The sequence below is a fragment of the Methanolapillus africanus genome, assembly GCF_032714475.1.
In the GTDB taxonomy this organism is placed as follows: Archaea; Halobacteriota; Methanosarcinia; order Methanosarcinales; family Methanosarcinaceae; genus Methanolapillus; species Methanolapillus africanus.
In genome coordinates this window covers 143,648-165,599 of record NZ_JAWDKD010000018.1, presented here as the reverse complement: position 1 = coordinate 165,599, position 21,952 = coordinate 143,648, and the positions used below count along the sequence as shown (strand labels likewise).

Here is a 21,952-nt window from a genome sequence, read left to right as displayed (position 1 = left end):
GATGCAAGCTGAAATATAAAATGAGAACGCGTTAATCCAAAAAATTAAAATGAAAACGCAGGCACCAATATCGGTGTCCGCGTTCATTCTTTTTTAAAATTAATTTTTTAGTACGAAAGTAAATCTTCTTCTTCATGCAGCGGCTGTTCGGTCAAAACCAAATATTTGCGAACCGCCCAAATTGTTGTCAAAATGATGATGGCAATGTCAAGGATTAAAGTCACCAACATGCCGATCAATGACAAAATCACGCTGGCCGCCAAGATTTCCGCAATGAAATACGAAACCATTGAAATTAACCAGGAAATCACGCTGACGACGATGATAAACACAATGACGTCGCCGGCTCTTGTCTTTAACAACTCCCATGATTTTTTAATGCCTGCCGTCACGGATAAATCATCAATCACGATGGCATATTCCATAAAGTAAAACACAAACATGACGATCAGCATGTAAACCAGCATGAGTAAAAGACCGCCGATAAACGAAAACGCTGCGGCTTCCACGGCTGTCGTTGCAATTTGTTCAAACGCCAACGGATTTCCGGCAATGGAGGCATTCATGGCGTCCAACCACATTTGATTTGTAATGCCTGCATTTGCCAAACTGACAATGGCCGGAATCATAAAGATAATTGAGACCGCTGATATAACCGCCATCAGCAATGTCGAAAGAAAGACGCGTACCCAGGCTTTGTTGCCGTATTTCGCCAGATCGGAAAATGACGTCTTGCCGGAAACTTCGATTTCTTTACACATACCGGTCAAACCGGCGGAGAAATAAGACGTAACGGCGAGGACCACAATTCCGGACAGGATGAGAACAAGGATTAAGTAAAGACTCATTTCACCCAAGCCCACTGATGAAAAAGCAATCCCGAATGCAAGTGTCAATACGATGATCAGTGCAAATAAGACGATAAACATAACGCCGAACATTAAAAGAATCGGCGCCCACAATATCGGATTTTTCGAAAAATGGGAAAAACCCTTTGAGAGCGTGTCCATTAAATTTTCACTCATAATAAACTCCTCAATCTTGAATTTTTAAAAATAACTTGGAAGGATTCAAAAAACCAAAAAGATAACCCCGAAATTAGAAACCAAATTGATTCCTATGATGTGTTCGAAATTGTTCTGATTTTATTTAAAAATATTGAAGTATAGTCTGATGATTATGAAATTCAAAAATAAGAATGAACAAATAAAATAACATTCAAAAAATTAAAATTGGAAAAAAAATTGAAAAATAAATTGTTATATCAAAAACGAGAAAAACAAAAAAAAATAAAGAAAACTAAAGAAAAACAAAAAAATGAAGCACCGGCATTATCGGCCAACCGCCGCCATTCAACGATTGACCGCATCCGGTTTTTCATTCCATCCAAAAGTAAAAACGCCGTCATTTTTTAACGGCGGCTTTTCCGGTTTTCTTCACGGTTTCTTTTTCCGGCGTTTCAATTTTAACGCTTGCTGTTTTTGTGTTCGTTTCCTTTTCTGTTTTTGCCGCTTTGACCGTTTTCTTTTTTGGGGCCGGGGCAACCGATTCCGCATAGGTCGATTTGTCCATCGTTTTCTTCAAATAAGCTGCTGTATGACTCTTTTTATTGGTAACCAATTCTTCGGGCGTTCCCGTCGCAATAATCTTTCCGCCGGCGTCGCCGCCTTCGGGTCCCATGTCAACGATGTGGTCGGCGCATTTGATCACGTCAAGGTTGTGTTCAATCACAATCACAGTGTTGCCCATGTCGGTCAAGTCGTTCAAAACCGAAATCAGTTTTTTCACGTCGTGGAAGTGAAGACCGGTTGTCGGCTCGTCCAAAAGATAAACGGTTCGTCCGGTTGCTTTCTTGGACAGTTCGCGCGTCAGTTTAATCCGCTGCGCTTCGCCGCCGGACAACGTCGTCGAGCTTTGGCCGAGTTTGATGTAATCAAGACCCACGCGGGAAAGCGTGTCGAGTTTGTCGTGGATGAACGGCACCTTTTTGAAGTGTTCCTGCGCTTCCGCAACGGTCATGTCGAGGACTTCGGCGATGGATTTGCCGTTGTACTTGACTTCCAGCGTTTCTTTGTTGTAGCGCGTTCCTTTACATTCTTCGCACTCCACGTAAACGTCGGGCAGGAAGTTCATTTCGATTTTGATCAAACCATCGCCCTGGCACGCTTCGCAGCGGCCGCCGTTCACATTGAATGAGAACCGGCCGGGGGCGTAGCCGCGGACTTTTGCTTCTTTTGTTTCCGAATAGATGTCGCGGATGCGGTCAAAAATCTTAGTGTAGGTCGCCGGGTTCGAGCGCGGCGTTTTGCCGATCGGGTCCTGGTCAATCACAATCACTTTGTCGACCGGGATGTCCAAATCCAAAGATTTGTACGCGCCGGCTTCCATTTTTGATTTGTGGACTTCTTTCATGAGCGCCGGATAAAGCGTGTCGTAAACGAGCGTCGATTTTCCGGAACCGGAAACGCCGGAAACAACTGTGAGCGTGCCCATCGGAATTTCCAAAGTCACGTTTTTGAGATTGTTTTCCGTGCAGCCGGACAGGCGAATGAACTGGTCCGAGATGCGCCGTGTCGCCGGCAGCGTAATGCTTTCTTTGCCGGACAAATAAAGACCCGTGAGCGACTTTGGATCCTTTTCGATTTCCTCAGGCGTTCCTGCGGACACAACGTGTCCGCCGGTGACGCCGGCGCCCGGGCCCATATCGATCACATAATCTGCGCTCACAATTGTGTCTTCGTCGTGTTCGACGACGACCAACGTGTTTCCGAGGTCGCGCAAATGGCGAAGGGTGTCGATCAATTTTTGATTATCGCGCTGGTGAAGCCCGATCGACGGCTCGTCGAGGACATAAAGAACGCCGGTCAAATTTGATCCGATTTGCGTCGCCAGACGGATGCGCTGCGCTTCGCCGCCGGACAGTGTTCCCGCGTTTCTGAAGAGCGTCAAATAGCCGATGCCGACTTGATTTAAGAAGTTCAGGCGGGCGCGGATTTCTTTGAGAATCAGTGCGGCGATTTCTTGCTGCTTGTCGGTGAGCGGCACCGTATCGAAAAATTCAATGGATTCGACGACGGACATTTTGGTCACGTCGATGATGTTGCGGCCGTCAATTTTGACCGACAGCGCTTTGTCATTTAAGCGCTGGCCGCCGCATTTCTGGCATTTGGACACTTTCATGAATTTTTCCAGTTCCTGGCGCCTGTAGTCCGATTCCGTTTGCGAATACAGACGGATGCATTGTGGCAAAATGCCTTCCCAGTAGTTGGTGGACGTGTAGGTGACGTCGCCGCCGTTTGCGCCCATTTCGAATTTAATTTTTTCATCCGAACCGTACATGAGGACATTGTATTGCTTTTCCGTTAATTCGCAAATCGGCGTCATGGGCGAGAATTTGTAATGCTTGGCGACGGCCGTCAAATATTGCTGGCGGTAGCCGTCTAAAAAATTCCGGTAAACGGCGACGGCGCCCTCCGCCAAACACAAGGTTTTGTCGGGAATCAGCATGTCTTCGTCGAATTCCATTTTAATGCCGAGGCCGTTGCATTCCGGACAGGCGCCGAACGGACTGTTGAATGAAAACATACGCGGTTGAAGTTCTTCAAACGAAAGACCGCATTCGGGGCAAGCCATTTTGGATGAATACGTTACCTCTATCAAAACGTCGGCATCGGATCCGGATTTTTTCTTTGAACTGCTGCCGGCATCATCAAGATCCGCGTTTTTCCGGATCACTTTTTGCGACAATCCTTTTGTTTCTTTGCCGTCCTTGCGGAATGAATTCGGCTTTCCGTTGACGTAAACGAGTCCGCCGGATTTTGCGGTCGCCTTTTCGCAGGCTTCCACCAAACGCGAGCGTTCGTTTTCGTCGTCGACGTCGATGCGGTCGATCACAATGTCGATGTCGTGCATCTTATACCGTTCCAGATCGATTTCCTCGTCTGTGCGATAAATATCGCCGTTGACACGGACGCGGGTGAAGCCTTCGCCGTTCAAATCTTTAATCAGCTGTTGGTATGTTCCTTTCTTTTTTCGGACAATCGGCGCAAAAACGGTCACCATGCCCTCAAATTCGGTAAACACAAGGTCGGCGATTTTTTCCGGCGACTGCGATTCGATTTTGAGGTTGTGTTCCGGACAATACGGCGTTCCGATCCGGGCGAACAGAAGGCGGTAGTAATCGTAAATTTCGGTCACGGTTCCGACCGTGCTGCGGGGATTTTTGGACGTCGTTTTTTGTTCGATGGCAATTGCCGGCGACAATCCTTCAATGCTGTCGACGTCGGGTTTATCCATCAGTCCCAAGAATTGCCGGGCGTAAGACGACAGCGATTCCACATAGCGGCGCTGGCCTTCGGCGTAAATTGTGTCAAACGCCAGCGTCGATTTTCCGGAACCGGAAACGCCGGTGATAACGGTCAGGCGGTCTTTGGGAATGTTGACGGAAATATTTTTGAGATTGTGCTCGCGGGCACCTTTAATCATGAGTTCTTTCATAAGGATCCTGTTTTCGGAGATTCATCGGTTGAATCTAATTTTTGAGTTATAAGTTATTTTTAGATGAAATGTAATAAGATATGTCTTTCAATTAAGAGGTTACATAAAAACCTAATTACTGCACGGTGAAAGTATTCTCTTGTTGGCGGTATTTTTAGGAAAACACCTCTGTTTCCATTGTATTTTTGGCGGGCAACTGCGCGCGCGTTATGGCGATACTTTTTTCTTTTGCGGTTTTTAAGCATGTGGCGTCTTTTAAACAATTTTGAATAAAATCGGAGCCGTTTTATTTTTCAAATCATTCAAACCAACCCGTAAAATTAGATGCAAAGCATCTGTATTTTACGGATACCGCGAACAGATACAATTTAGATCGTAAACTGTAGGTGCAAATTGGATTAGGCAAGCAACTGTATTGTTGGAAACCGGGGATACAAATCGGTACCAAGAAACAACTGTATTGTTGGAAACAGCAGGTGCAATCAGTACCTAAAAATAGAATGTATCTTGCAATCGGATTCCGCAAAATACAGACGCAAAGCGTCTGATTTTGCGGGGTGGTTTGCACGATTATAATAATAAAAACAGATCGATGAATTCAGCTGAAAACACCGATTTAAATTACTATCAAATCAAATTACTGACAAATCAGCCGCACGTTTCTTCATCGTCGACACCGTGGTCGTAAATATCTGCCGGCGGTTCGTTTTTTATGACATCCGAATTTGAAACTTCATCCCGTTTTTTCGTATTTTCCTCAATTTCCGCCGCACTCTTGCCGACCGGATGGAAAGACAAACGAATGCCGCTTTTCTTAATATAATCCCGGATGCGTTTGGAAGTGTGTTCCACCATGCCTTGGCTGGTTAAAATCAAACACCGGTTTCCGGTGAGCGCATTGAGGATGGACTTGTCGATGACGCCGGAATTGCAGACAATTTCGATGCCTTCTTCTTCCGCGCGCTCTTTGCTTCGTTTTCCCATCGCACCGATGAAATTGATGTCGTATTCCGAAACGATTTGCGCATATTCGTCTTTGTCATAGCTTTCCATGTTGTAAACGCAAATGATACCCGGTTTGAGCACCCGGCGGTTCACTTCAACGACAGCGGTTCCGTCATCGTTTTTGCAAAGGACGCGGGAATTGACGGCTTCATAGATCCCGTCTTTGGAATAATCCCGGTACAGAACGCCTAAATTCACGCATTCGCCGACGCGGGTATCCGGACCGACGTCGACGCGCATCAAATCAATCTTATGGAGAAGCTGTACCAATTCCGGAATATCTTTCGGCTGCTGCCCGCCGGTGGCGAGCCAGCGCTTTTCGAGTTCATGGTAAAAGTCTAAAATTACCGGGCTTTTGAGGGAGGCGTTTCTCACTTGTTCTTCGTTTGAAAACACATTTTTCGGCGAGCCTTCGTCGATCAATTTGCCGCCCGACATCAAATAAACACGGTCGGACCATTTGTACGCCAAATCCACGTCGTGCGTGGAAATGATGATGGTTTTTCCGGAATGGTTGAGTTCGTTTAAAATATCCAAAATTTCATCCGCACCGACCGGATCCAAATTGGAAAGCGGCTCGTCCAAAATGATGACGTCCGGATCCATGGCCAGAACGCCGGCAATGGCGACGCGTTTCTTTTGCCCGCCGCTCAAATGGTGAGGCGGCTTGTCTTTCAGGCTTTGAAGGCCGAAGTAGTCCAACATTTTGTTGACGATTTTGTCGATCTCTTCTCTTTTATAATTCAAATTTGAGGGGCCGAATGCGATATCTTGATACACCGTCGGCGCAATGATTTGGTCGTCAGAGTTCTGAAACACGATCCCAACGCGTTTTCGAAGATCAAGGAGTCCGGACGACGAATATGAAATTTCTTGACCGCCGAGAAGCACTTTTCCTTTTTTGGGTTTGAAAGTGCCGTTGAGAAGCAAAAACAAAGTGGACTTTCCGGATCCGTTTTTCCCGACAAACGAGATTTTCTCGCCGGCCGGAATTTGAATGGAAACGTTATCAATGGCTTTTGTGCCGTCCGGATAACTGTATTCCAGGTTTTGCGTTTCTAAGATCATCATGAAAAATGTCCCTCTATGAATGATTTAAAAGTCAATTGAATGAGCCGAATGTGATTAAATAAATTGATTAGACTGAATAATTGGTTAAATGAATTGATTAAACGAATTGATTAGACTGAATTAGATTATGAATTAAAAGAATTGATAGCCTCTTGTGTAAATGAAAACAACAATTGTCGCCCCGATGAATAAAACGGAAAGGACAGCGTCCGTCGCTTTAATTTTATATTTTTGCGTGTAAAACGGCAATTTTCCTGTGTAGCACCGCGAATTCATAGATAAATAGAGTTTGTCGCCCTGTTCAAGGGTTTGAACAAACAGCGTTCCGACAAGCATTCCGAGTGATCGGATGCTGTTTTTAAAACCTTTGTAACCGAACCTCATTTTCTGAGAGGATTGGATGTTGATCGCCGTTTCCAAAAAGACGAAGATGTAACGGTAAATCAGCATCGCCAACTCGATAAAGACGTCCAGGAAGGAGACGCGTTTGAAATAAGAAAACATTTCAAGCATCGGCGTCGTCATGGATAAAAAGAAAATACAGGCAAGGCCGTTGATTGTTCTTGAAAAGACCAAAACGGCTTGGTTGAGACTGGCGGTCGTGATTGAAAATGTCCACCACAAAATGTCAATCGACCACAGAACAGGGCTGTCTTCGCCGGTTGAAAAGAATAACAAAATAATACAGCTGATCAGCGCGAATCCAAGCAGCGCCGCAAACAGTTTGAAATAAAATTTAACGGGAATTTTCCCGAAAATGATCGTCGCCGCAATCATGCAAACAGCGATGAAAAGCGGTAAAAGCGGCGTGTCGGACAAAAGACCGGTCAGGAGCCCGAAAATGACCAAAAACAGTTTCAAGGATGTATTTTTGTACCTGAGCGGACTCAAAAGCGCAATATCATCCAGATTGGTCACCATATTTTACACCGGGCAAAATGAGCGTTGAACTTGATTTAATTTTAAAATAGAATAATATTCAAGTAAAGAAGCTTTTGATTGTATTAAAACTTGATGATATCCGGAAATGTCAAGTGTTCAAAAAAAGAGAAGAGTTGACATAAATAAAAAATGGTTGTTAAAAAAAATTGTCATTTTTTCTCAAAATAATGTTCCGAAAATATATTTCAATTTCCAAAGTTCAAGTAACTGTTTTGCAAAATTATATTTTCTGTGCCGGTTTATTCGATTTTTATTATCGGGTTGCACCTATAGTTAACTATTTTTAAATTTCAGTTTGCACCTACAGTTAACTATTTTTAGATTTCAGTTTGCATCTACAGTTCACTACTTTTAGATTTTAATTTGCATCACAGTTGACTATTTTTAAATTTCATTTTGCATCTACTGTTTCCAACAATACACTTGTTTCTTGGTACCGATTTGCACCTTTCAGTTTCTAACAATACAGTTGTTGCTTTGTTCGGTATTTCCCCCGCAGTTTCCGATTGCACCTTCCCGCTACGTGATATCCGCTTAAACAGACGCAAAGCGTCTGTTTAAGCGGGATGGTTTGTTTGACATCTTCAATTACCAAGCATATTTTTACAAAATTTTAGTGTTGAGGCAGCCATTGTTTTTCAGTTTTGAAAAAACCGATTACCAAAATATTTATATAAAATCAATCTCTTTTTGACATGCTTGATTCGGGCTTTCCTGAATCAGATTTTTGATCTTTTACAACCTGCATCGTTGGTCTAGCGGCTATGACTGCGGCCTTCCAAGCCGCAAACTCGGGTTCGAATCCCGAACGATGCACTTTCTTATAAGTCAAAATCTCATTACCTCCGTTCTGTTTTTCGATAGCTTTTTATACTCTTTCCTTTTTGTGCTATTTTTGCGCCCGGATCTTGCGCCGGTCGCAGAGAAAACTGTCCCTTTTAGGACACTTCAGCAAGTGTCAACGCGTGCTTATCATATTCTTCAATGAGTCGTACAGTATTGATTCTGTAATACGCGTCTTGAGATTTGTCCCGTTTGTCGCCTCTTAATTCGGCCACATAATCCGGATTTAAGCCGGACTCTTTTATGTTATTCGTGAACGTGTGGCGCATTGCCCCGGGTATGATCCGTTCGTCGCTGCGGCCGTTTTCAATATGCAGCCCGCATTTCAATCCGATCTTCTTCATGTTTAATCTGATTTGTTCTCCGCCGATTCTGTTTTTACATGTGATTCCAAGAAAGACCGGATCTTCGTCAAGCAGCATGTGGCCCTAATCTATTCTGATTTCCAAATAGTCAAGGATAAATCCCAAGACCTCGTCCGTTACCGGAACTCTGCAATTTGTGCGCTTTTTGTGCGGCGGCACGTGAATAATTCTCTTTTCAAAATCAATGCAGCCGATGTTCAGGGAGACGAGTTCTTCTCTCCGGAGGCCCGTAACTGCGTACAGCAAAATTATGGTCTTCCAGAGCAGGTGCGGCGCCGTATCGACGAGGAGTTTTATTTCCGCCGGAGTACATTGTTTTTTTGGAGCCGGTTCCGGAGCTTTGTAGGTTCTCACGTATCTGGCGCGGAACTGCGGGACCGGGTTATGGTCTACAAAATCCTCATCAATCAAGTACATGAAGAAGTTATTAATGGCTGTGAATTGCGTTTTTGTGTATGAATAACTGTGTTTCATTGCCCGAGTATGTTCCAGAAAAACGGTAAGGAACGGCTTATATTTTTGGTAGCCGGCGCCTTTCAGGAATTGTTTCATGCCGGTCATGTTTAGGTATCGGGAAACGATTTTGGAATACTGTTTTGCCGTGTTTTTTTCCAAATTCCGGTTAATCATGTCAACGTAGAAAGCGTCCGCTATCTGATTATCCAAAATCAAAATATCACCTCAATTATATAAATAAAAAGTTACAATGTTGAAAAAAAAGGAAGCGTTAAGACTTTAACGCTTTCCTGATGCCGGAATGGTCATACCCGGTTTGTTCGGCAATTTCGTCCGGTGTGTATTTTAAAACCTCTGACATGTATTTGTAAAATGATTTCGGTAATGAATTATCCCGGTCGTGATTTTCTCTAATATATGTCAATAATTCTTTTAATTCGTTACGCTTAGCCATGAATTTATTATATTCGTCGTCTTCGTACACTTTTCCGCTAATATATTTCATTTTATCACCTTGGCCACAAATTGGCAAATATTCCATATAGCTTTAACTATATAAATTTGGTGGCAAATATGCCAATTCCACCGGCGCAAATTTAGCCAAAAAGTGTACGGAAATGGGATAAAAACAGTATCAAACGCATAGGTAGGCGGTTTTATCTGCGCCCGAAACGAATTGGAAGATTTGCCAGAAATGCCGGCGTCACATTTGGCAAATATGCCTAATTTCATCCGGGAGATAAGTGGAAAATATGCCTAAAAATCCGGATCCGGATTTAGTGGAAAATGTGCCAATTCCGCCGGCGGAAAAAAGAGAAAATCCGGCCAAAAGACCGGATTCGGGTGGTTACTTAAGGCAACGGATGAGAAAGCCAAAAGTGAGCTGCGCCAGCGAGAAATCCGATCAGGCCCATTAAAATGTTGTAGACCTGTTCGGCCTGTTCCGGAAAGATTGCGCTGATTAAAAAGCCGAGTGCGAAGATGAAGGCAAACAGCAACCATTTGATGTTCTCCTTACCGATGTGGAATTTTTTATTTTCGTCTTCTGTTATTTGTTTCACCTCCTTAGACTTTGACAAATGCTGCCGTTTCCGAGTATGTAAGAGTGATAGCCCCCGACGTTGTGAATCTATAGTTTCGGACATACAGTTTGTTGCTTGTTTTTGTTTTTGCGAAGCGCTGCATAATGTCCCCGGGGATTGAAGCCGTCCGGCCGGATACCGACTGCAGCCATTCATCGAGGACATTTCCTGCAGCGTCAGTCATTCTCATTCCGATTGTGAAGCCGTTTGCGGGGGCGTTATAGTCCGCTTGAGACATGTAACCAATTTGGCCGGCTAAATGTTCATACCAGTCTTGGCCAGTAACTCCTGCCTCTGTGCCGCTTTTTGTCGATGATACCGGAATGAGTGGTGTTCCGTTATAACGTAAAACACCGTCTGAATCGGTGCTTAACGGATTTTGAACCGGGATAGGCTGTCCGGTCCAAACGTCGTCTTCAAAGCAGATGTAAAGGATTTGCGTGTCGGTTGCTATGTAAATCTCTTTTGCGAGCGGGTGGGGCGGTTTATCTGCGTCTAACCCGCCTTGAACGTCGGATTTTGTGTAGCTTTGCGGCGTTACTCCCATTTAGCCCATCCCCATTACGCCCGGGCCGGACGGTTTTTTGTAGCCGCCGTACATGTTTTTGAAGGCGCCGTTCATCGTTGCCCGGATGTCGACGACTTGAGCTTTTCCGACTCCGCCGCTGCTTCCTGTACCGCCTCCACTGTTGCCGCCGCTTCCGGTGGTTGTCGGGGCACTGTAGAGGTTGCTGAAACCACCGCCGCCGGTCTCTGCAGTAAATCCGATCGGTTTACCGTCGCCAAGGCCGGTGCTTTTGAGGTTGTTTGTGCCGTTGATACCTATTCCGCCGTGTTGGCCTTGGCCGCCGTACAGCGGGCCCCAGTTAAGATAATTCGCAGCTCCGGGTAAAGTTGTCCGGACGTCGATCAGCGGGCTGCTGCGGGCTGCAGCGGGAATAAATTCTTCTTCAGTGGTGGTTTGCGGTTGCATTGCGTTGAAAATGCCGTCAATCCAGCCGGACATATCTCCGCCGCCGCCGTAACCGCCGCCACCGCCGATGAAGTCTTCGTTTGTTTGTTTAGTGCTGCCGGCGGCAATGCCGATGACCACGGCTGCGGCCAATATTCCGCCGGCAATCATGGTTGATTTTTTCATTCCGACCATCCGATGATTTTTTTACCGCAGGCCGGGCATTTCTTAAACGGGGCTTTTTCAGAGTTTCCGCAGTTGCCGCATTTGAATTTAAATTTCTTTGTGATCGGTTTTTCTTTATTTTTCATATTCTCCTCATTACGGTTTTAAGGCCTTTTCAATGAGCGGCAATCCGACAATTACAGCAACACATGCAACCGCTCCGATAATTACCATATTCGGGTTAATTCCGGCGCTGCCGCCTTCCGTCTTGTTTGTCGTCGTGGGTGTTGTACTCACGGCCGGGGAAATTGCCGGGTTTCCGGAAATGCCGGAAGAATTTAACGCGAAAATAGGGCTGTAGTTTGTGGTTGTGGTGATGTTTTTGAAATATTGCCGTTGGTCGCTGTAGCTTTCCGTTGTCGAATTTGTGGAAAGGTTAATAGCGTCTTTGATGTTCAGCTGCGGGGCCAGAGTTTGAGTGAGCGTATTTCCGCTTGTGTTTTTGATGTTTTGTGTGACTAATTTTTTGAAGTCAAAAACCATTAAACACCGCCTCCGACTAAGCTTTTTGAGAGTAGTTCTTTTCCGATCCGTTTTTCAATTGCCTGCAGTTCCAAGTACCGTAAAATGCTTGCGTGGTCACTGTAAATCGTGACTTTGATTTTGTCGCGCGGGATTACGTCGTCGCCGACGTTTTGGATGTAAATGTCGGAAAGAGAGAATCCTTCCCAGATTCTTTCCCGGCCGGCGTCGATAACATCGCCTTTGTCCCGCCCGTTGTTGAAATATGCATACGCGTTTTGGCTGCTTTGATTGAAGATTTTACAACCGAAAAACGGCAAGCTTGTTGACAAAGTACTGTCCGGCAGCGGGTTGCCGTTGTACAGCAGCCGGTATATTTCAACCGGTTGCAGTTCTTTAACGGCGTTTTGGCCGCTCATTGTGATTAACAGTTCGTGTACCATGAGGTGATCACCTCCGGTTACACGTACGGAACAATCAATAACCGGTCGTTGTTTTTGTCAAGGCCGCCGGCGGTTGTGTGGCCCAATTTAAACGTGGTTTTCGGGTACACTGTGTATTCGCCGATGTTGGTCCATTGTCTCGGGTAAAGCGGGACTTTTGTGCCGGCCAGAATGGCTGCTTTGGAGATGTCCAAATCGTTCAACGTCATAACCCGGTTTGATGTGGTTTTGAGTTTGTTGTTCAGCAAGCGGTACGGAATGCTGATTTTTGAAGTAACTGGATCCAAATTGACAATTGCGGTACCGGGATTGTAGATTTCGATCCGGAACCGGTCCGATTCTTCCAAAACGCCGTTTAAAGCTTCAAGTTCCATGAACTGGCGTTCGGTCGGTGTGGTTTCGGCGATTTCCGGGAAGTCAACCGAGATGTTGTATTCTTTTACAACGATGTTTGCTTCGCCTTGCGGGTCGGTTTTCGTCATGCGGACTTTCGTTCCGTCTCCCATTCTCGGCATTTAGAACGCCTCCGCAGCGTTGTTGGTTGCAGCCAAAAGCTGGACTTTGGAGCCGAGGCCTAAAACGGCCAAGCCGTCTTCAACCGCGTCCATTCCTTCGGCAATGCCGAGGACGTTGCCGACAGTGCCGCCAATCGCTTCACTGCCAATAACGGCAATGGCGCCTTTGGTAACAGCGGACAAAATGTTTGCATCGCCGACGATCGGTTTTAAGGCCGCTTCGAGGATGGGTTTTACAACGGCGGCCGCGGCAATTGTACCGAGGCCGACTTTTCCGTTTGTGACGTTTGTATCAGGTAAGTTTCCCATTTTGAGTATTCTCCTTGCACAGTAAATTTGTTTTTTTACGTGCAAGGGGAATATTATCCTATTTTTATTTAAAAAGGAGGAAGTGTGGATAGTATTGGTCAACGTTGCTTGAATGCGTTTTTATAAGTGGGAATTTTGTAGGGTTGAATTTCGTTTTTGTGGACGAATAGGACATGTCGGGGCGGGAGTTCTCTCAATAGCGTTCTCATTTCGTCCGGATCACGGGTGTTTGTCATTGAAACGGTTCTGTCCAGTGTGTTTTCGCCTAATTGGCCGAAAAGGAAGTTTCCGTCTGCAAGTTCAAAAATCTTTTTAGTGACGCTTTGCGGCCGTTGAGTTAAAAAGATAACCGGGCGTATGCCCCAATTCCGGCCGTTTTTGGTTAAAATGTGGAATTTGTTTGAAATTTTGCCGGCTTCCGGAACAAAGTCGGCCGCTTCGTCGGCTATGATTTCGGTTTCTATGCCGTCTTTTTTAACTTTGTCGATGATGAATTCGCAGACCATGTCTACCGCTTGTACTAAGTTGTCAAGTTCGACGTTTTCAAAGCTGATGACGTGTTTTTTTGCGGTTTTATCGTAATTTTGAATAAACGATTCGGGGGACGGATAATAGGCCATGCCCGGAATAACTGCAGTTTTAAATTTATTGTCCGGGTTATACACGCCGAGCATATCGAAAACAAATGTACGGACCGGGGCTGCAGCGCCGAACATTGCACCTAAAACGCTTTTACCGCTTCCTTTTTCGCCGACGACGCCTAAAGTGTGAAATTCGTCCGTAATTTTTCGGATTTCGTCCGGCGTCAACTCTTTTATGGTTTCCAAAATTGCCACCATTTTTTAGTTTTTAATTGTTCAATTTCAAATCTTAGTGCCTCATTTTCGGCCCGTAATTCTGAAATGATTATACGATCAGCTGAAACTATCGCGGCTGCATATAAAAAAAGTGCTCTTTCGTGTGTCATTTTATCGCCCGAATCGTTTTTTGTCTTGTTCTTCGATGATGGTGATGATGTCTTCTCTCATTTCCATGTAATCCGTATCGGAAATGCCGTCAATTCGTTTCCGGACTTCTAAAATCGGATCTATATTCAAGCCGAAAATTTTAATTATCAATGTCAGAACCTCCTCTTCGCTTCTTCCAAGCTCAAGTCCGCTAAAGGGTTTGGATCGTCTTCGGCGGCGGACCGTTTATTTTTCGGGCCGTTAATGATCCGATCGGTTATTGCTTCGGCCAAGTTGGCGCCGGCTTGGATCAGTTCCGGAACTCCCGGGGTTTGTAAAATGGATTTTATATTTTCAGTGGCTTGCAGTTCGTAAGGGATCGACGGTGCAATTTGTTCTACTATCGGCGTTTTTGCAACGTCGCGGATAATTTTTATCGTGTCTCCGGAGAGAGTTTCAATTTCGTCCATGGTCTCTACTGTATCTCTTTTTTCTTCTGTTTGAACCGGTGCCGGCACGGGGTCAAGCCGTGCCGGTATCGGTGAAGGTGTTATTCGTGGCTGTTCTATCGTGTCAGGTTGAGCATTTTCAGGGTTGGGTGGAGTTAACTCCGGGTTTGCCGGTTCGGGGGGTTCTGCCGGCGGGGTGGGGGTTGTATCGGCTACAGCTTGGCGGGCCGCACACGCCCGCTCATGGTTCAAAATTCCGCGGCTGCTATACTGGCCGCCGCAAATTTTACAGGTTCTCAAAACGGTTGCAATTTTCATTTTGGGGGCTTCCATGCGTGTATTTTTGCCGTTTAGTGTATAATTACTTTTACATTGCCTTAGCCGTTGTTGGTTTTGCAGGTACATTTACGGGCCTGTTCCGGCCGGGGCAAATCCCTAAACGTAACGGGGCAAATAAATGCGGGGCGCGCCGAGCCGGGGGCCAGTCCCCCCGGCGAAGGAAGAACGCGCACCGCGTCCGCTTTTTGCGGCTGCCGTTCCGGCAGCTGCCCGCAAAAAGCGGCCGCACATTTGTGTTTCACGTAAAGGGGTAGGCAAATAGGTGAAACCTTTATTATCTTGTTTCACGTAAAGGGGTAGGCAAATAGGTGAAACCTTTTTTTTAAAAATAAAAAGGGCGCGCGGTCGGCGCTCTTTATATTGCTATTGATTAATTCTTTTGATTACGTTTTTTCTTTATTTTTATCTTTTGAGGGTGAGACCCCAAAATCATTGATATTTAAGGTCAGCGTGCCTTTTTTTGATTTACTATACTCGGTATAGTCGGATTTTAAAAAGAGTTTTACGGTTCTTGGTAAGCGCGTTTCCACTGGAAACCTGAACAGTAATGGACGGCATACTATACCGAGTATAGTCAAGGCAAAAATGACTATACCGAGTATAGTCAAGTTTGAAAAAAAAGAAGACAATGAAAATCCGGAGGAAAAATTTTCATCGTCTTTTGTCGTTTAGAATTTTTGTTTTTTGAAAATGATGTGTGCCGGTAGTGTTATTGTCGGGCTTTCATAACGGAATAGTTCCGGGTTGTTTTTGCTTATGTTTTTGGCAAACTTCTTGGCGCCGGCATACGTTGCGAATCCAAGGCGTTCTTGAAGTTCCGGAATGGTAAATCCTTCCCGACCGGCATTTAATTCGCGGACCAAAATCCGGATTCTTTGGCGTTCTTCCGTTACGATTTCGTCACCGTATTTTGTTACAATTACACCCGGCTTTTTTTCTGGCGCGGCCGGATTTTGTTGCATAATCCGTCATTAGTCTTCGTCTATTTCATCGTCGTTGTCGTTCTGATCGTCGTCCGGGCTGTAGATTCGGGAGAGAAAGACTCTCCCTTTTTCTGCAGTGTATACGAATTTGTCCGGTTCGTCCTCTGCAATCTTTTTCATAAGCCGTCTGGCTTGCTCGCGCTTGTTTAGACTGCACAAGGTTCGTATCTGTTCAGAGTTTACTTTTCTACGCCGGATACACTCGTTTTTAGCCAAAATATAGCGAAAATCAAGCTGTCGGGACATCTTGCTTATCCTCGTCTTGCTTTTTGCCTTTTTTGGCTCGTTTTGCTTCTTGTTTTTTTGCTTCGTTCACCATGAATTTAGACATCACGAGGGCGCCCAAGCCGATTTCTACTTTTTCCGCTTCTTCTACTGTCATTTCTTTTGCTTTGAAAGAAATACAGGCGCCGGTAATGCCTCCTTGTTCTTCATGTAGGTCGATTTTGATTTTAACAAGGCTCATTCGGCCACCTCCGCTTTTTCGCAGAGAATAACTCTGATTGCTGCCGCCTTTTGGCGTTCATCGTCCCAGTATTTGGCGTCGCTTTCGAACTCTGCAGCTGCGTTTTTGTATTTTGCAGCTTGTGCCAAGTCTGATTCGTAGTTTGCTGTGCATGACGAGCTGTATTCGTCAATAAAGTCTATGAGCGAATTTATATCCGCTGCGCTGTTTGGTATATTTTGCATATGTGTCTACATCCTTATTTCGCTAATTATCACGCCGCTAAGCGTGATTAATTACTGATTAAAAATTGTAGTATAAAAAGATAGCTATAAATAGATGAAAAATAATCTTGACATAACAAAACCGCTCTGGTTGCCCGCTAACAACCATAAAAGCGGAAAGTCGAAGTTCGCTGTTCTATGTGTCTATGGCTTCGATTGATATGCTTTTTATCGAGGTTTTGGCTTGTAAGAAAGTGTACATCGTTCGGGTTCGAATCCCGAACGATGCACTTTTATTCCTAAAATCTCGGTTTTTCTTCTCTTTTTTTCAAAATTTCATTTACCTTTTTTGTTATTCTTTTTAAAAATGTGGGCGATGGCGCGTGCTTCGCCGCGCATCGCAATCGTTTTTACAAAAATGCTGACGGGCAGAGTTCTTGAATTTGACAAATGTCGCATTTTGGTCTTTGGGCGTTGCAAACGCGGCGTCCGTGGAAAATGAGGGTGAGCGACAGGTCGTCGTAATCTTTTTTGTCCGCCAATTTCATCAAATCTTTTTCAATCTTTTCCGGATCTTCGTTTTCCGTGAACCCGAGCTTATTGGACAACCGCTTCACGTGCGTGTCGACCGCGATGCCGTCAATAATGCCGTATCCGCGCGCCAAAACGATGTTGGCGGTTTTTCGGCCGACGCCGGGGAGTTTGACGAGTTCCGCCATCGTGTCCGGTACTTTAGAATCGTATTCCTTGATGATGATTTGCGCGCATGCGATAATATGTTTGGTCTTGGTATGGTAAAATCCGGTGGAATAAATTTCTTTTTCAAAAACGGCCGGGTTGGCGTTTGCATAATCCTGAATTGTCGGGTATTTTGGGAAAAGGACTTTGGTAACGGCGTTGACTTGAACATCCGTGCATTGCGCCGACATAATGGTGGCGGCCAGCAATTCAAACGGCGTTTTAAAATCCAATTCGATGTCCGGTTTCGGATAAACTTGGCTTAAAATTTCCCAAATGGCGTTGAAGTTTTTCCGGTTGTCCGGGCGTTTGGAAATCGGGAACGTCGGAAGAGATGAAAGCGGATAGGTTTTGCTTTTCAAATTTGAAATAACAGGGGCAACTTCTGCTTTCGGTGCAGATTTTGTTGGCTTTATTGGTTTTGCTGTTTTTGCGGAAGAGCCGGTTGTTGTCTTTTTTGTTTCGGTTTTAGGAGCCGGCTTTTGTTCTTTGACCGGTTGCGCCGCCGCTTTCTTCGAAATCGCTGCCGTTTTTTTCGTCGTTTCCGCTTTTGCCGGTTCTTTTGCCGTCGTTGATTTTTTTGCTGCTGCCATTTTCTCACCATGAAAACAATATGAAAACAATAGATTTCGGATAGATTGATTTGAATGAATTTAAATAATTCCTGTGTCTTTTTAAACGTCAAATGATTAAAATTGTATTTCTCGGAACAGGGGGAGGCTTTCCCTCCAAAGAAAGAAACACGTCTTCCATTTTATTGAACAGGGACGGGGAGATGATTCTTTTCGATTGCGGCGAAGGCACGCAGCAGCAAATGATGCGCGCCAAAACCGGCATGATGAAGCTTCACTCTATCTTTCTGTCCCACTTTCACGGCGACCACATTTTGGGTCTGCCGGGACTTCTTCAAACGTTGGCGTTTTTGGGCCAAACCGAGGAAATCGCCGTTTACGGGCCGTCCGGTATTTACGAAATCATGGACGCTTTTTCAAGACTCGGCATGCACAAACTGAAATTTCCGTTAAAAGTGGAAGAACTGTCTCCGGGAGACGTTGTTTCATACAACGGCTACACCGTCAAAGCTGTCCGCGCCGATCATGACCGTCCGGCGCTCGGTTTTGTTTTGGAAGAAAACAGACGTCCCGGCCGGTTCAATAAAGACCGCGCCGTCGAACTCGGCGTCAATCCCGGTCCGAACTTTTCAAAATTGCACAACGGGCAAAGCGTGACGCTTCCCGACGGCACTGTAATCACATCGGAAATGGTGGTCGGTCCCATGCGTCCCGGGATTAAAATTGCTTACAGCGGCGATACGCGCGCAACCGACTTTTTCTTTTATGAAGCGCAGGAAGCCGACGTCGTGATTCACGAAGCGACGTTTACGGAAGATATGAAAGAAAACGCAGACGAATGGGCGCATTCGACTGCCAAAAGCGCTGCGCGCCTGGCGAAAAAATACGACGTCCGAAAATTGGTTCTGACGCACATCAGTCAGCGATTCTCGGATGACGTCGCGCCGGTTTTGGATGAAGCGAAAACAGAGTTTGAAGACGTGGCAATCGCGGAAGATTTGATGGAAGTCGACGTTAAAAACCGCGATGAGTAAATTAAGTTTTTTTTTAATTTCATTTTTCAATAATCAAGTCAAGTTTTTGGTGGAATTGCAATGCAAGGAACGATCAGCGAGAAAATTTTCAGCCGCGCCTCCGGCGGCGACGTGTCGGCCAACGATTTTGTGTCGGCAAATATTGATTATGCGATGGCGCACGACGGAACCAGCGTTTTGGCGCTGCGTTCTTTCCGGGAAATGGGCGTTCAAAAGGTTTGGGACGCCGACAAAATCATTATTCCGTTCGACCATTTGGTTCCGGCCAGCACGGAAGTGGCGGCGCTGCTTCAAAAAAGCACGCGGGAATGGGTCAAAGAACAAGGTATTTCCAACTTTTATGAAGGCGGCGAAGGCATTTGTCATCAAGTTTTGCCGGAAAAGGGATTCGCCCTTCCGGGAAAACTGATTATCGGCGCCGACTCTCACTCTTGTACTTACGGCGCGTTCGGCGCGTTTGGAACCGGCGTTGGTGCCACCGATATGGCGGAAATTTTTGCTTCCGGAAAATTGTGGTTCCGGGTTCCCGAAACGATCAAAATGACCGTCGACGGGACGCTTCAAAAAGGCGTTTATGCGAAGGACCTCACGCTTTATCTGATCGGAAAAACCGGCATTTCCGGTGCGACGTACAAAGCCGTCGAGTATTACGGCGATGCGGTTTCCGATCTTTCCATGGCCGGCCGGATGACGATGTGCAACATGGCGATTGAAATGGGCGCGAAAGCCGGCATTGTTCCGCCGGATGAAAAAACGTTTGCATATCTCAAGGGTCGGGCAGCCGCAGATTTTGAACCGGTTTACGCCGACGCTGACGCCGTTTATTGTTCTGAGAGGCATTTTGACGCCGCCGACATTGAGCCGCAAATCGCTTGTCCGCACGAAGTCGATAACGTGGCGCCGATTTCAAAAGTCGTCGGAACGCCGATCGACCAAGCTTTTATCGGGACATGCACCAACGGGCGCCTGGAAGATTTGGCGGTCGCCGCTGATATTCTCAAAGGAAAAACCGTCAAAGTCCGGACGATTGCAACACCGGCGTCGCGCTCGGTTTTGCTCGACGCAATCGAGTCCGGCATTTTTGAAACGCTCGTCAAAGCTGGCGTCAGTTTCATTACGCCCGGCTGCGGCCCGTGTCTCGGCGCTCACCAAGGCGTGATTGCGGAAGGCGAAAACTGTTTGTCGACCGCCAACCGGAATTTCCGGGGACGGATGGGCAAGGGCGGCAACATTTACTTGGGTTCGCCCGCAACGGTGGCCGCGTCGGCCATTACCGGCGAAATTACAGACCCGCGCGAGGTTTTGTAAAAATGTTTTGTAAAACCATTTGACTGATTAAATTATTTGTAAGCTTAATTATTTTATAACTTTAAGTTATATTATAAGTTAATTTATTTTTGTAATTTCTGGTTTCCAGTTTCCAGTTTCCAGTTTCCAGTTTCTATTCTGGTTTCTAATTACTGTAAATTAACCCTTACACTTAATTTCATCATCAAAATGGTGACCCATTATGTTTATCTCCGGTAAAAAATGCGAACCATCCAGTCTTCAAAAAGCCAACGTTAAAAATCCGGCGACAGGCGAACTTGTCGGCGCTGTAACTCTTGCAGATGAAAAAACGCTGCAAGACGCTATTTCTTCATCAAAAACTGCATTCGATTCTTGGTCAAAAACAGACCCGAAAGACCGTGCCTTTATCCTCGGAAAAGTTTCCGCCGCCCTCAAAGAAGAATCAATCGCCAACGAACTCGCCGTTCTTCTCACAAAAGAGCAGGGCAAGCCGCTCAAAGAAGCGCGCCGTGAAATTGAAGGCGTCACCGAAGTGATCGATTATTTTGCAAGCCTTTCTTCTGTTCTTTTGTCTCCCGACGCCAAATTTTATCAGAATTCAAACGGTTACGCATTCGTTTCCAAAAAACCGCTCGGCGTTTGCGCCGCGATTTTGCCGTGGAACCTTCCGGCACTCATTTTTTCCTGGAAAGTTATTCCGGCGATTCTGACCGGAAACACAGTCGTCGTCAAACCGTCCACAGACGGCCCGCTGACAGTTTTGCGTTTGGCTGAAATCTTTTATGAATCCGGTCTTCCGGCCGGCGTTTTAAATGTTGTTCCCGCCACCGGCGAATTGACCGGAAATGTTTTTGCGACATCACCGGCGGTTCAAAAAATATCGTTTACCGGCAGCATTGAAACCGGAAAACTTTTGCGGGAAAAAGTCTTCTCAGCCGCCAATCCGGTTCAAAAACGCTTGACGTTGGAATTGGGCGGCAGCGACGCGATGATTGTTTGCGGCGACGTTGACGTTCGTTGGGCTGCAACCGAAGCGGTTCGCGCCCGTTTCTTCAATTGCGGGCAAGCATGCGTTTCTCCGAAACGCATTTTTGTTTTTGAATCCATTTTTGAAGAATTTAAAAAGCAGGTTCTGGCGGAAGTTTCAAAAATCCATGTCGGAAACGGTCTTGAATCGGAAACAACGATGGGTCCCGTTTGTGATAAAAATCAATGGGAACGACTGATCGATGTGATGGGACGGATCCGCCTTGAAATCCTGGAAACGGAATCCGACGAAATTCCGGGGCCGGGCGCCGGCGAAATCTTGACCGGCGGCAACGTTTTGAAGGCGGACCGTTCGGGAAAACCTTTGAACGGCTATTTCTTTGAGCCGACAGTCGTTGCGTTGGCGCCGGACCGCTCCAAAACGTCCGTCCTGCTTCGGGAAGAGATTTTCGGGCCGGTCATGGTCCTCGTTCCCGTCAAAGATCTCAACGACGCCATTGAGCGTTCCAACGACACAATTTACGGTCTCGGCGCTTCCGTTTGGACGAACAACCTCAAACAGGCCAAAACCGCCGTTGAACAACTGGACGTCGGCATCGTTTGGGTCAACCAGCACGCGCGCGTTTTGCCGTCGCTGCCGTTTGGCGGCGTCAAAGAAAGCGGTATCGGACGTGAAAACGGTGAACAGGTTTTGAACGATTATTTGGAAACCAAAACCGTGGTTTTGAAAAACGTATAAAAAAATTCCGTCGCTTCGCTAGGAATTTTTCAGAGGCG

28 protein-coding genes and 1 tRNA gene are annotated in these 21,952 nt (G+C 45.9%); 5 read left to right on the top strand and 24 right to left on the bottom strand.

All coding sequences use genetic code 11. The features are described from left to right. Nucleotides 1-107: 107 nt before the first annotated feature. Nucleotides 108-1,025, bottom strand: a complete 918-nt coding sequence (locus MsAg5_RS05325) for a DUF7847 domain-containing protein (protein ID WP_338099588.1) — start codon at nucleotides 1,023-1,025, stop codon at nucleotides 108-110. 207 nt (nucleotides 1,026-1,232) lie between these two features. Here MsAg5_RS05325 and MsAg5_RS05320 point away from each other — a divergent pair, with 207 nt between their 5' ends. Further along, nucleotides 1,233-1,415: a hypothetical protein gene (locus MsAg5_RS05320; protein WP_338099587.1), complete on the top strand. Its 183-nt coding sequence runs from the start codon at nucleotides 1,233-1,235 to the stop codon at nucleotides 1,413-1,415. Here the strand turns inward: MsAg5_RS05320 and uvrA are convergent. The 3 genes from uvrA to cbiQ form a co-directional block, all read right to left on the bottom strand. Beyond that, nucleotides 1,405-4,497: an excinuclease ABC subunit UvrA gene (uvrA, locus tag MsAg5_RS05315; protein WP_338099586.1), complete on the bottom strand. Its 3,093-nt coding sequence runs from the start codon at nucleotides 4,495-4,497 to the stop codon at nucleotides 1,405-1,407. The two genes, MsAg5_RS05320 and uvrA, sit on opposite strands and share 11 nt — an antisense overlap. Before the next feature lie 648 nt (nucleotides 4,498-5,145). Continuing rightward, complete coding sequence (locus MsAg5_RS05310) at nucleotides 5,146-6,573, bottom strand: energy-coupling factor ABC transporter ATP-binding protein (RefSeq protein ID WP_338099585.1); 1,428 nt, start codon at nucleotides 6,571-6,573, stop codon at nucleotides 5,146-5,148. 132 nt (nucleotides 6,574-6,705) lie between these two features. Beyond that, nucleotides 6,706-7,494 (bottom strand): cobalt ECF transporter T component CbiQ, encoded by a 789-nt coding sequence (gene cbiQ / locus MsAg5_RS05305; RefSeq protein ID WP_338099584.1) that lies wholly within the window; start codon nucleotides 7,492-7,494, stop codon nucleotides 6,706-6,708. Nucleotides 7,495-8,259: 765 nt separating this feature from the next. Between cbiQ and MsAg5_RS05300 the strand changes: the two genes are divergently transcribed. Then, nucleotides 8,260-8,331: transfer RNA gene (locus MsAg5_RS05300), tRNA-Gly, on the top strand. Nucleotides 8,332-8,453: 122 nt separating this feature from the next. On the opposite strand, the gene MsAg5_RS05295 is transcribed toward MsAg5_RS05300, so the two are convergent. From MsAg5_RS05295 to nth, 20 genes are all read right to left on the bottom strand, one after another. Next, nucleotides 8,454-8,780: a hypothetical protein gene (locus MsAg5_RS05295; RefSeq protein WP_338099583.1), complete on the bottom strand. Its 327-nt coding sequence runs from the start codon at nucleotides 8,778-8,780 to the stop codon at nucleotides 8,454-8,456. Nucleotides 8,781-8,786: 6 nt separating this feature from the next. Continuing rightward, a complete protein-coding gene (locus tag MsAg5_RS05290; protein WP_338099582.1) occupies nucleotides 8,787-9,389 on the bottom strand; it encodes a tyrosine-type recombinase/integrase in 603 nt (200 codons plus the stop codon). A 61-nt stretch (nucleotides 9,390-9,450) separates the two neighbouring features. Then, nucleotides 9,451-9,720, bottom strand: a complete 270-nt coding sequence (locus MsAg5_RS05285) for a hypothetical protein (protein ID WP_338099581.1) — start codon at nucleotides 9,718-9,720, stop codon at nucleotides 9,451-9,453. Between the two features lie 310 nt (nucleotides 9,721-10,030). Further along, nucleotides 10,031-10,240 carry a hypothetical protein gene (locus MsAg5_RS05280; RefSeq protein WP_338099580.1) on the bottom strand — a complete coding sequence of 70 codons (210 nt, stop codon included), beginning with the start codon at nucleotides 10,238-10,240 and terminating at the stop codon, nucleotides 10,031-10,033. A 4-nt stretch (nucleotides 10,241-10,244) separates the two neighbouring features. Next, on the bottom strand, nucleotides 10,245-10,808 hold the full coding sequence (locus tag MsAg5_RS05275; RefSeq protein ID WP_338099579.1) for a hypothetical protein: 564 nt from the start codon (nucleotides 10,806-10,808) through the stop codon (nucleotides 10,245-10,247). Then, on the bottom strand, nucleotides 10,809-11,399 hold the full coding sequence (locus MsAg5_RS05270) for a hypothetical protein (protein WP_338099578.1): 591 nt from the start codon (nucleotides 11,397-11,399) through the stop codon (nucleotides 10,809-10,811). It lies immediately after the preceding gene. Further along, a complete protein-coding gene (locus tag MsAg5_RS05265) occupies nucleotides 11,396-11,524 on the bottom strand; it encodes a hypothetical protein (protein ID WP_338099577.1) in 129 nt (42 codons plus the stop codon). The genes MsAg5_RS05270 and MsAg5_RS05265 overlap by 4 nt, the downstream gene beginning before the upstream one ends. A 10-nt stretch (nucleotides 11,525-11,534) precedes the next feature. After that, nucleotides 11,535-11,921 carry a hypothetical protein gene (locus MsAg5_RS05260; protein ID WP_338099576.1) on the bottom strand — a complete coding sequence of 129 codons (387 nt, stop codon included), beginning with the start codon at nucleotides 11,919-11,921 and terminating at the stop codon, nucleotides 11,535-11,537. After that, a complete protein-coding gene (locus MsAg5_RS05255) occupies nucleotides 11,921-12,343 on the bottom strand; it encodes a hypothetical protein (RefSeq protein WP_338099575.1) in 423 nt (140 codons plus the stop codon). The genes MsAg5_RS05260 and MsAg5_RS05255 overlap by 1 nt, the downstream gene beginning before the upstream one ends. Before the next feature lie 17 nt (nucleotides 12,344-12,360). Beyond that, nucleotides 12,361-12,858: a hypothetical protein gene (locus MsAg5_RS05250; protein ID WP_338099574.1), complete on the bottom strand. Its 498-nt coding sequence runs from the start codon at nucleotides 12,856-12,858 to the stop codon at nucleotides 12,361-12,363. Then, on the bottom strand, nucleotides 12,859-13,167 hold the full coding sequence (locus MsAg5_RS05245) for a hypothetical protein (RefSeq protein ID WP_338099573.1): 309 nt from the start codon (nucleotides 13,165-13,167) through the stop codon (nucleotides 12,859-12,861). Nucleotides 13,168-13,265: 98 nt separating this feature from the next. Further along, nucleotides 13,266-13,994, bottom strand: a complete 729-nt coding sequence (locus tag MsAg5_RS05240; protein WP_338099572.1) for a hypothetical protein — start codon at nucleotides 13,992-13,994, stop codon at nucleotides 13,266-13,268. Nucleotides 13,995-14,135: 141 nt separating this feature from the next. Continuing rightward, nucleotides 14,136-14,285, bottom strand: a complete 150-nt coding sequence (locus MsAg5_RS05235; RefSeq protein ID WP_338099571.1) for a hypothetical protein — start codon at nucleotides 14,283-14,285, stop codon at nucleotides 14,136-14,138. Nucleotides 14,286-14,287: 2 nt separating this feature from the next. Next, a complete protein-coding gene (locus tag MsAg5_RS05230; protein ID WP_338099570.1) occupies nucleotides 14,288-14,896 on the bottom strand; it encodes a hypothetical protein in 609 nt (202 codons plus the stop codon). 44 nt (nucleotides 14,897-14,940) lie between these two features. After that, entirely contained in the window at nucleotides 14,941-15,144 is a 204-nt protein-coding gene (locus tag MsAg5_RS05225; protein WP_338099569.1) for a hypothetical protein, read from the bottom strand. A gap of 426 nt (nucleotides 15,145-15,570) precedes the next feature. Continuing rightward, the gene (locus MsAg5_RS05220; RefSeq protein ID WP_338099568.1) at nucleotides 15,571-15,864 is read right to left on the bottom strand and encodes a hypothetical protein; all 294 of its coding nucleotides are present in this window, start codon (nucleotides 15,862-15,864) and stop codon (nucleotides 15,571-15,573) included. A gap of 9 nt (nucleotides 15,865-15,873) precedes the next feature. After that, a complete protein-coding gene (locus MsAg5_RS05215) occupies nucleotides 15,874-16,044 on the bottom strand; it encodes a hypothetical protein (protein WP_338099567.1) in 171 nt (56 codons plus the stop codon). A 70-nt stretch (nucleotides 16,045-16,114) separates the two neighbouring features. Then, nucleotides 16,115-16,351: a hypothetical protein gene (locus MsAg5_RS05210; protein WP_338099566.1), complete on the bottom strand. Its 237-nt coding sequence runs from the start codon at nucleotides 16,349-16,351 to the stop codon at nucleotides 16,115-16,117. Continuing rightward, nucleotides 16,348-16,575, bottom strand: coding sequence for a hypothetical protein (locus MsAg5_RS05205; protein ID WP_338099565.1), 228 nt, complete (start codon nucleotides 16,573-16,575; stop codon nucleotides 16,348-16,350). Before MsAg5_RS05205 ends, MsAg5_RS05210 begins: the two co-directional genes overlap by 4 nt. Nucleotides 16,576-16,964: 389 nt before the next feature. Next, entirely contained in the window at nucleotides 16,965-17,885 is a 921-nt protein-coding gene (gene nth, locus MsAg5_RS05200) for an endonuclease III (protein ID WP_338099564.1), read from the bottom strand. A gap of 92 nt (nucleotides 17,886-17,977) precedes the next feature. On the opposite strand from nth, the gene rnz reads away from it, so the two are divergent. From rnz to MsAg5_RS05185, 3 genes are all read left to right on the top strand, one after another. Then, entirely contained in the window at nucleotides 17,978-18,898 is a 921-nt protein-coding gene (rnz, locus tag MsAg5_RS05195) for a ribonuclease Z (protein ID WP_338099563.1), read from the top strand. A gap of 60 nt (nucleotides 18,899-18,958) precedes the next feature. Further along, entirely contained in the window at nucleotides 18,959-20,206 is a 1,248-nt protein-coding gene (locus MsAg5_RS05190) for a 3-isopropylmalate dehydratase large subunit (protein WP_338099562.1), read from the top strand. Between the two features lie 202 nt (nucleotides 20,207-20,408). Further along, entirely contained in the window at nucleotides 20,409-21,914 is a 1,506-nt protein-coding gene (locus MsAg5_RS05185; protein WP_338099561.1) for an aldehyde dehydrogenase family protein, read from the top strand. Nucleotides 21,915-21,952 lie beyond the last annotated feature (38 nt).

Bases quoted from the DNA above. Each gene is read 5' to 3' on its own strand.
- MsAg5_RS05325 (WP_338099588.1), bottom strand. From the start codon at position 1,025: ATGAGTGAAAATTTAATGGACACGCTCTCAAAGGGTTTTTCCCATTTT.
- uvrA (WP_338099586.1), bottom strand. From the start codon at position 4,497: ATGAAAGAACTCATGATTAAAGGTGCCCGCGAGCACAATCTCAAAAAT.
- MsAg5_RS05310 (WP_338099585.1), bottom strand. From the start codon at position 6,573: ATGATGATCTTAGAAACGCAAAACCTGGAATACAGTTATCCGGACGGC.
- cbiQ (WP_338099584.1), bottom strand. From the start codon at position 7,494: ATGGTGACCAATCTGGATGATATTGCGCTTTTGAGTCCGCTCAGGTAC.
- MsAg5_RS05295 (WP_338099583.1), bottom strand. From the start codon at position 8,780: ATGCTGCTTGACGAAGATCCGGTCTTTCTTGGAATCACATGTAAAAAC.
- MsAg5_RS05285 (WP_338099581.1), bottom strand. From the start codon at position 9,720: ATGGAATATTTGCCAATTTGTGGCCAAGGTGATAAAATGAAATATATT.
- MsAg5_RS05275 (WP_338099579.1), bottom strand. From the start codon at position 10,808: ATGGGAGTAACGCCGCAAAGCTACACAAAATCCGACGTTCAAGGCGGG.
- MsAg5_RS05270 (WP_338099578.1), bottom strand. From the start codon at position 11,399: ATGAAAAAATCAACCATGATTGCCGGCGGAATATTGGCCGCAGCCGTG.
- MsAg5_RS05265 (WP_338099577.1), bottom strand. From the start codon at position 11,524: ATGAAAAATAAAGAAAAACCGATCACAAAGAAATTTAAATTCAAATGC.
- MsAg5_RS05260 (WP_338099576.1), bottom strand. From the start codon at position 11,921: ATGGTTTTTGACTTCAAAAAATTAGTCACACAAAACATCAAAAACACA.
- MsAg5_RS05255 (WP_338099575.1), bottom strand. From the start codon at position 12,343: ATGGTACACGAACTGTTAATCACAATGAGCGGCCAAAACGCCGTTAAA.
- MsAg5_RS05250 (WP_338099574.1), bottom strand. From the start codon at position 12,858: ATGCCGAGAATGGGAGACGGAACGAAAGTCCGCATGACGAAAACCGAC.
- MsAg5_RS05245 (WP_338099573.1), bottom strand. From the start codon at position 13,167: ATGGGAAACTTACCTGATACAAACGTCACAAACGGAAAAGTCGGCCTC.
- MsAg5_RS05230 (WP_338099570.1), bottom strand. From the start codon at position 14,896: ATGGAAGCCCCCAAAATGAAAATTGCAACCGTTTTGAGAACCTGTAAA.
- MsAg5_RS05220 (WP_338099568.1), bottom strand. From the start codon at position 15,864: ATGCAACAAAATCCGGCCGCGCCAGAAAAAAAGCCGGGTGTAATTGTA.
- MsAg5_RS05210 (WP_338099566.1), bottom strand. From the start codon at position 16,351: ATGAGCCTTGTTAAAATCAAAATCGACCTACATGAAGAACAAGGAGGC.
- MsAg5_RS05205 (WP_338099565.1), bottom strand. From the start codon at position 16,575: ATGCAAAATATACCAAACAGCGCAGCGGATATAAATTCGCTCATAGAC.
- nth (WP_338099564.1), bottom strand. From the start codon at position 17,885: ATGGCAGCAGCAAAAAAATCAACGACGGCAAAAGAACCGGCAAAAGCG.
- rnz (WP_338099563.1), top strand. From the start codon at position 17,978: ATGATTAAAATTGTATTTCTCGGAACAGGGGGAGGCTTTCCCTCCAAA.
- MsAg5_RS05190 (WP_338099562.1), top strand. From the start codon at position 18,959: ATGCAAGGAACGATCAGCGAGAAAATTTTCAGCCGCGCCTCCGGCGGC.
- MsAg5_RS05185 (WP_338099561.1), top strand. From the start codon at position 20,409: ATGTTTATCTCCGGTAAAAAATGCGAACCATCCAGTCTTCAAAAAGCC.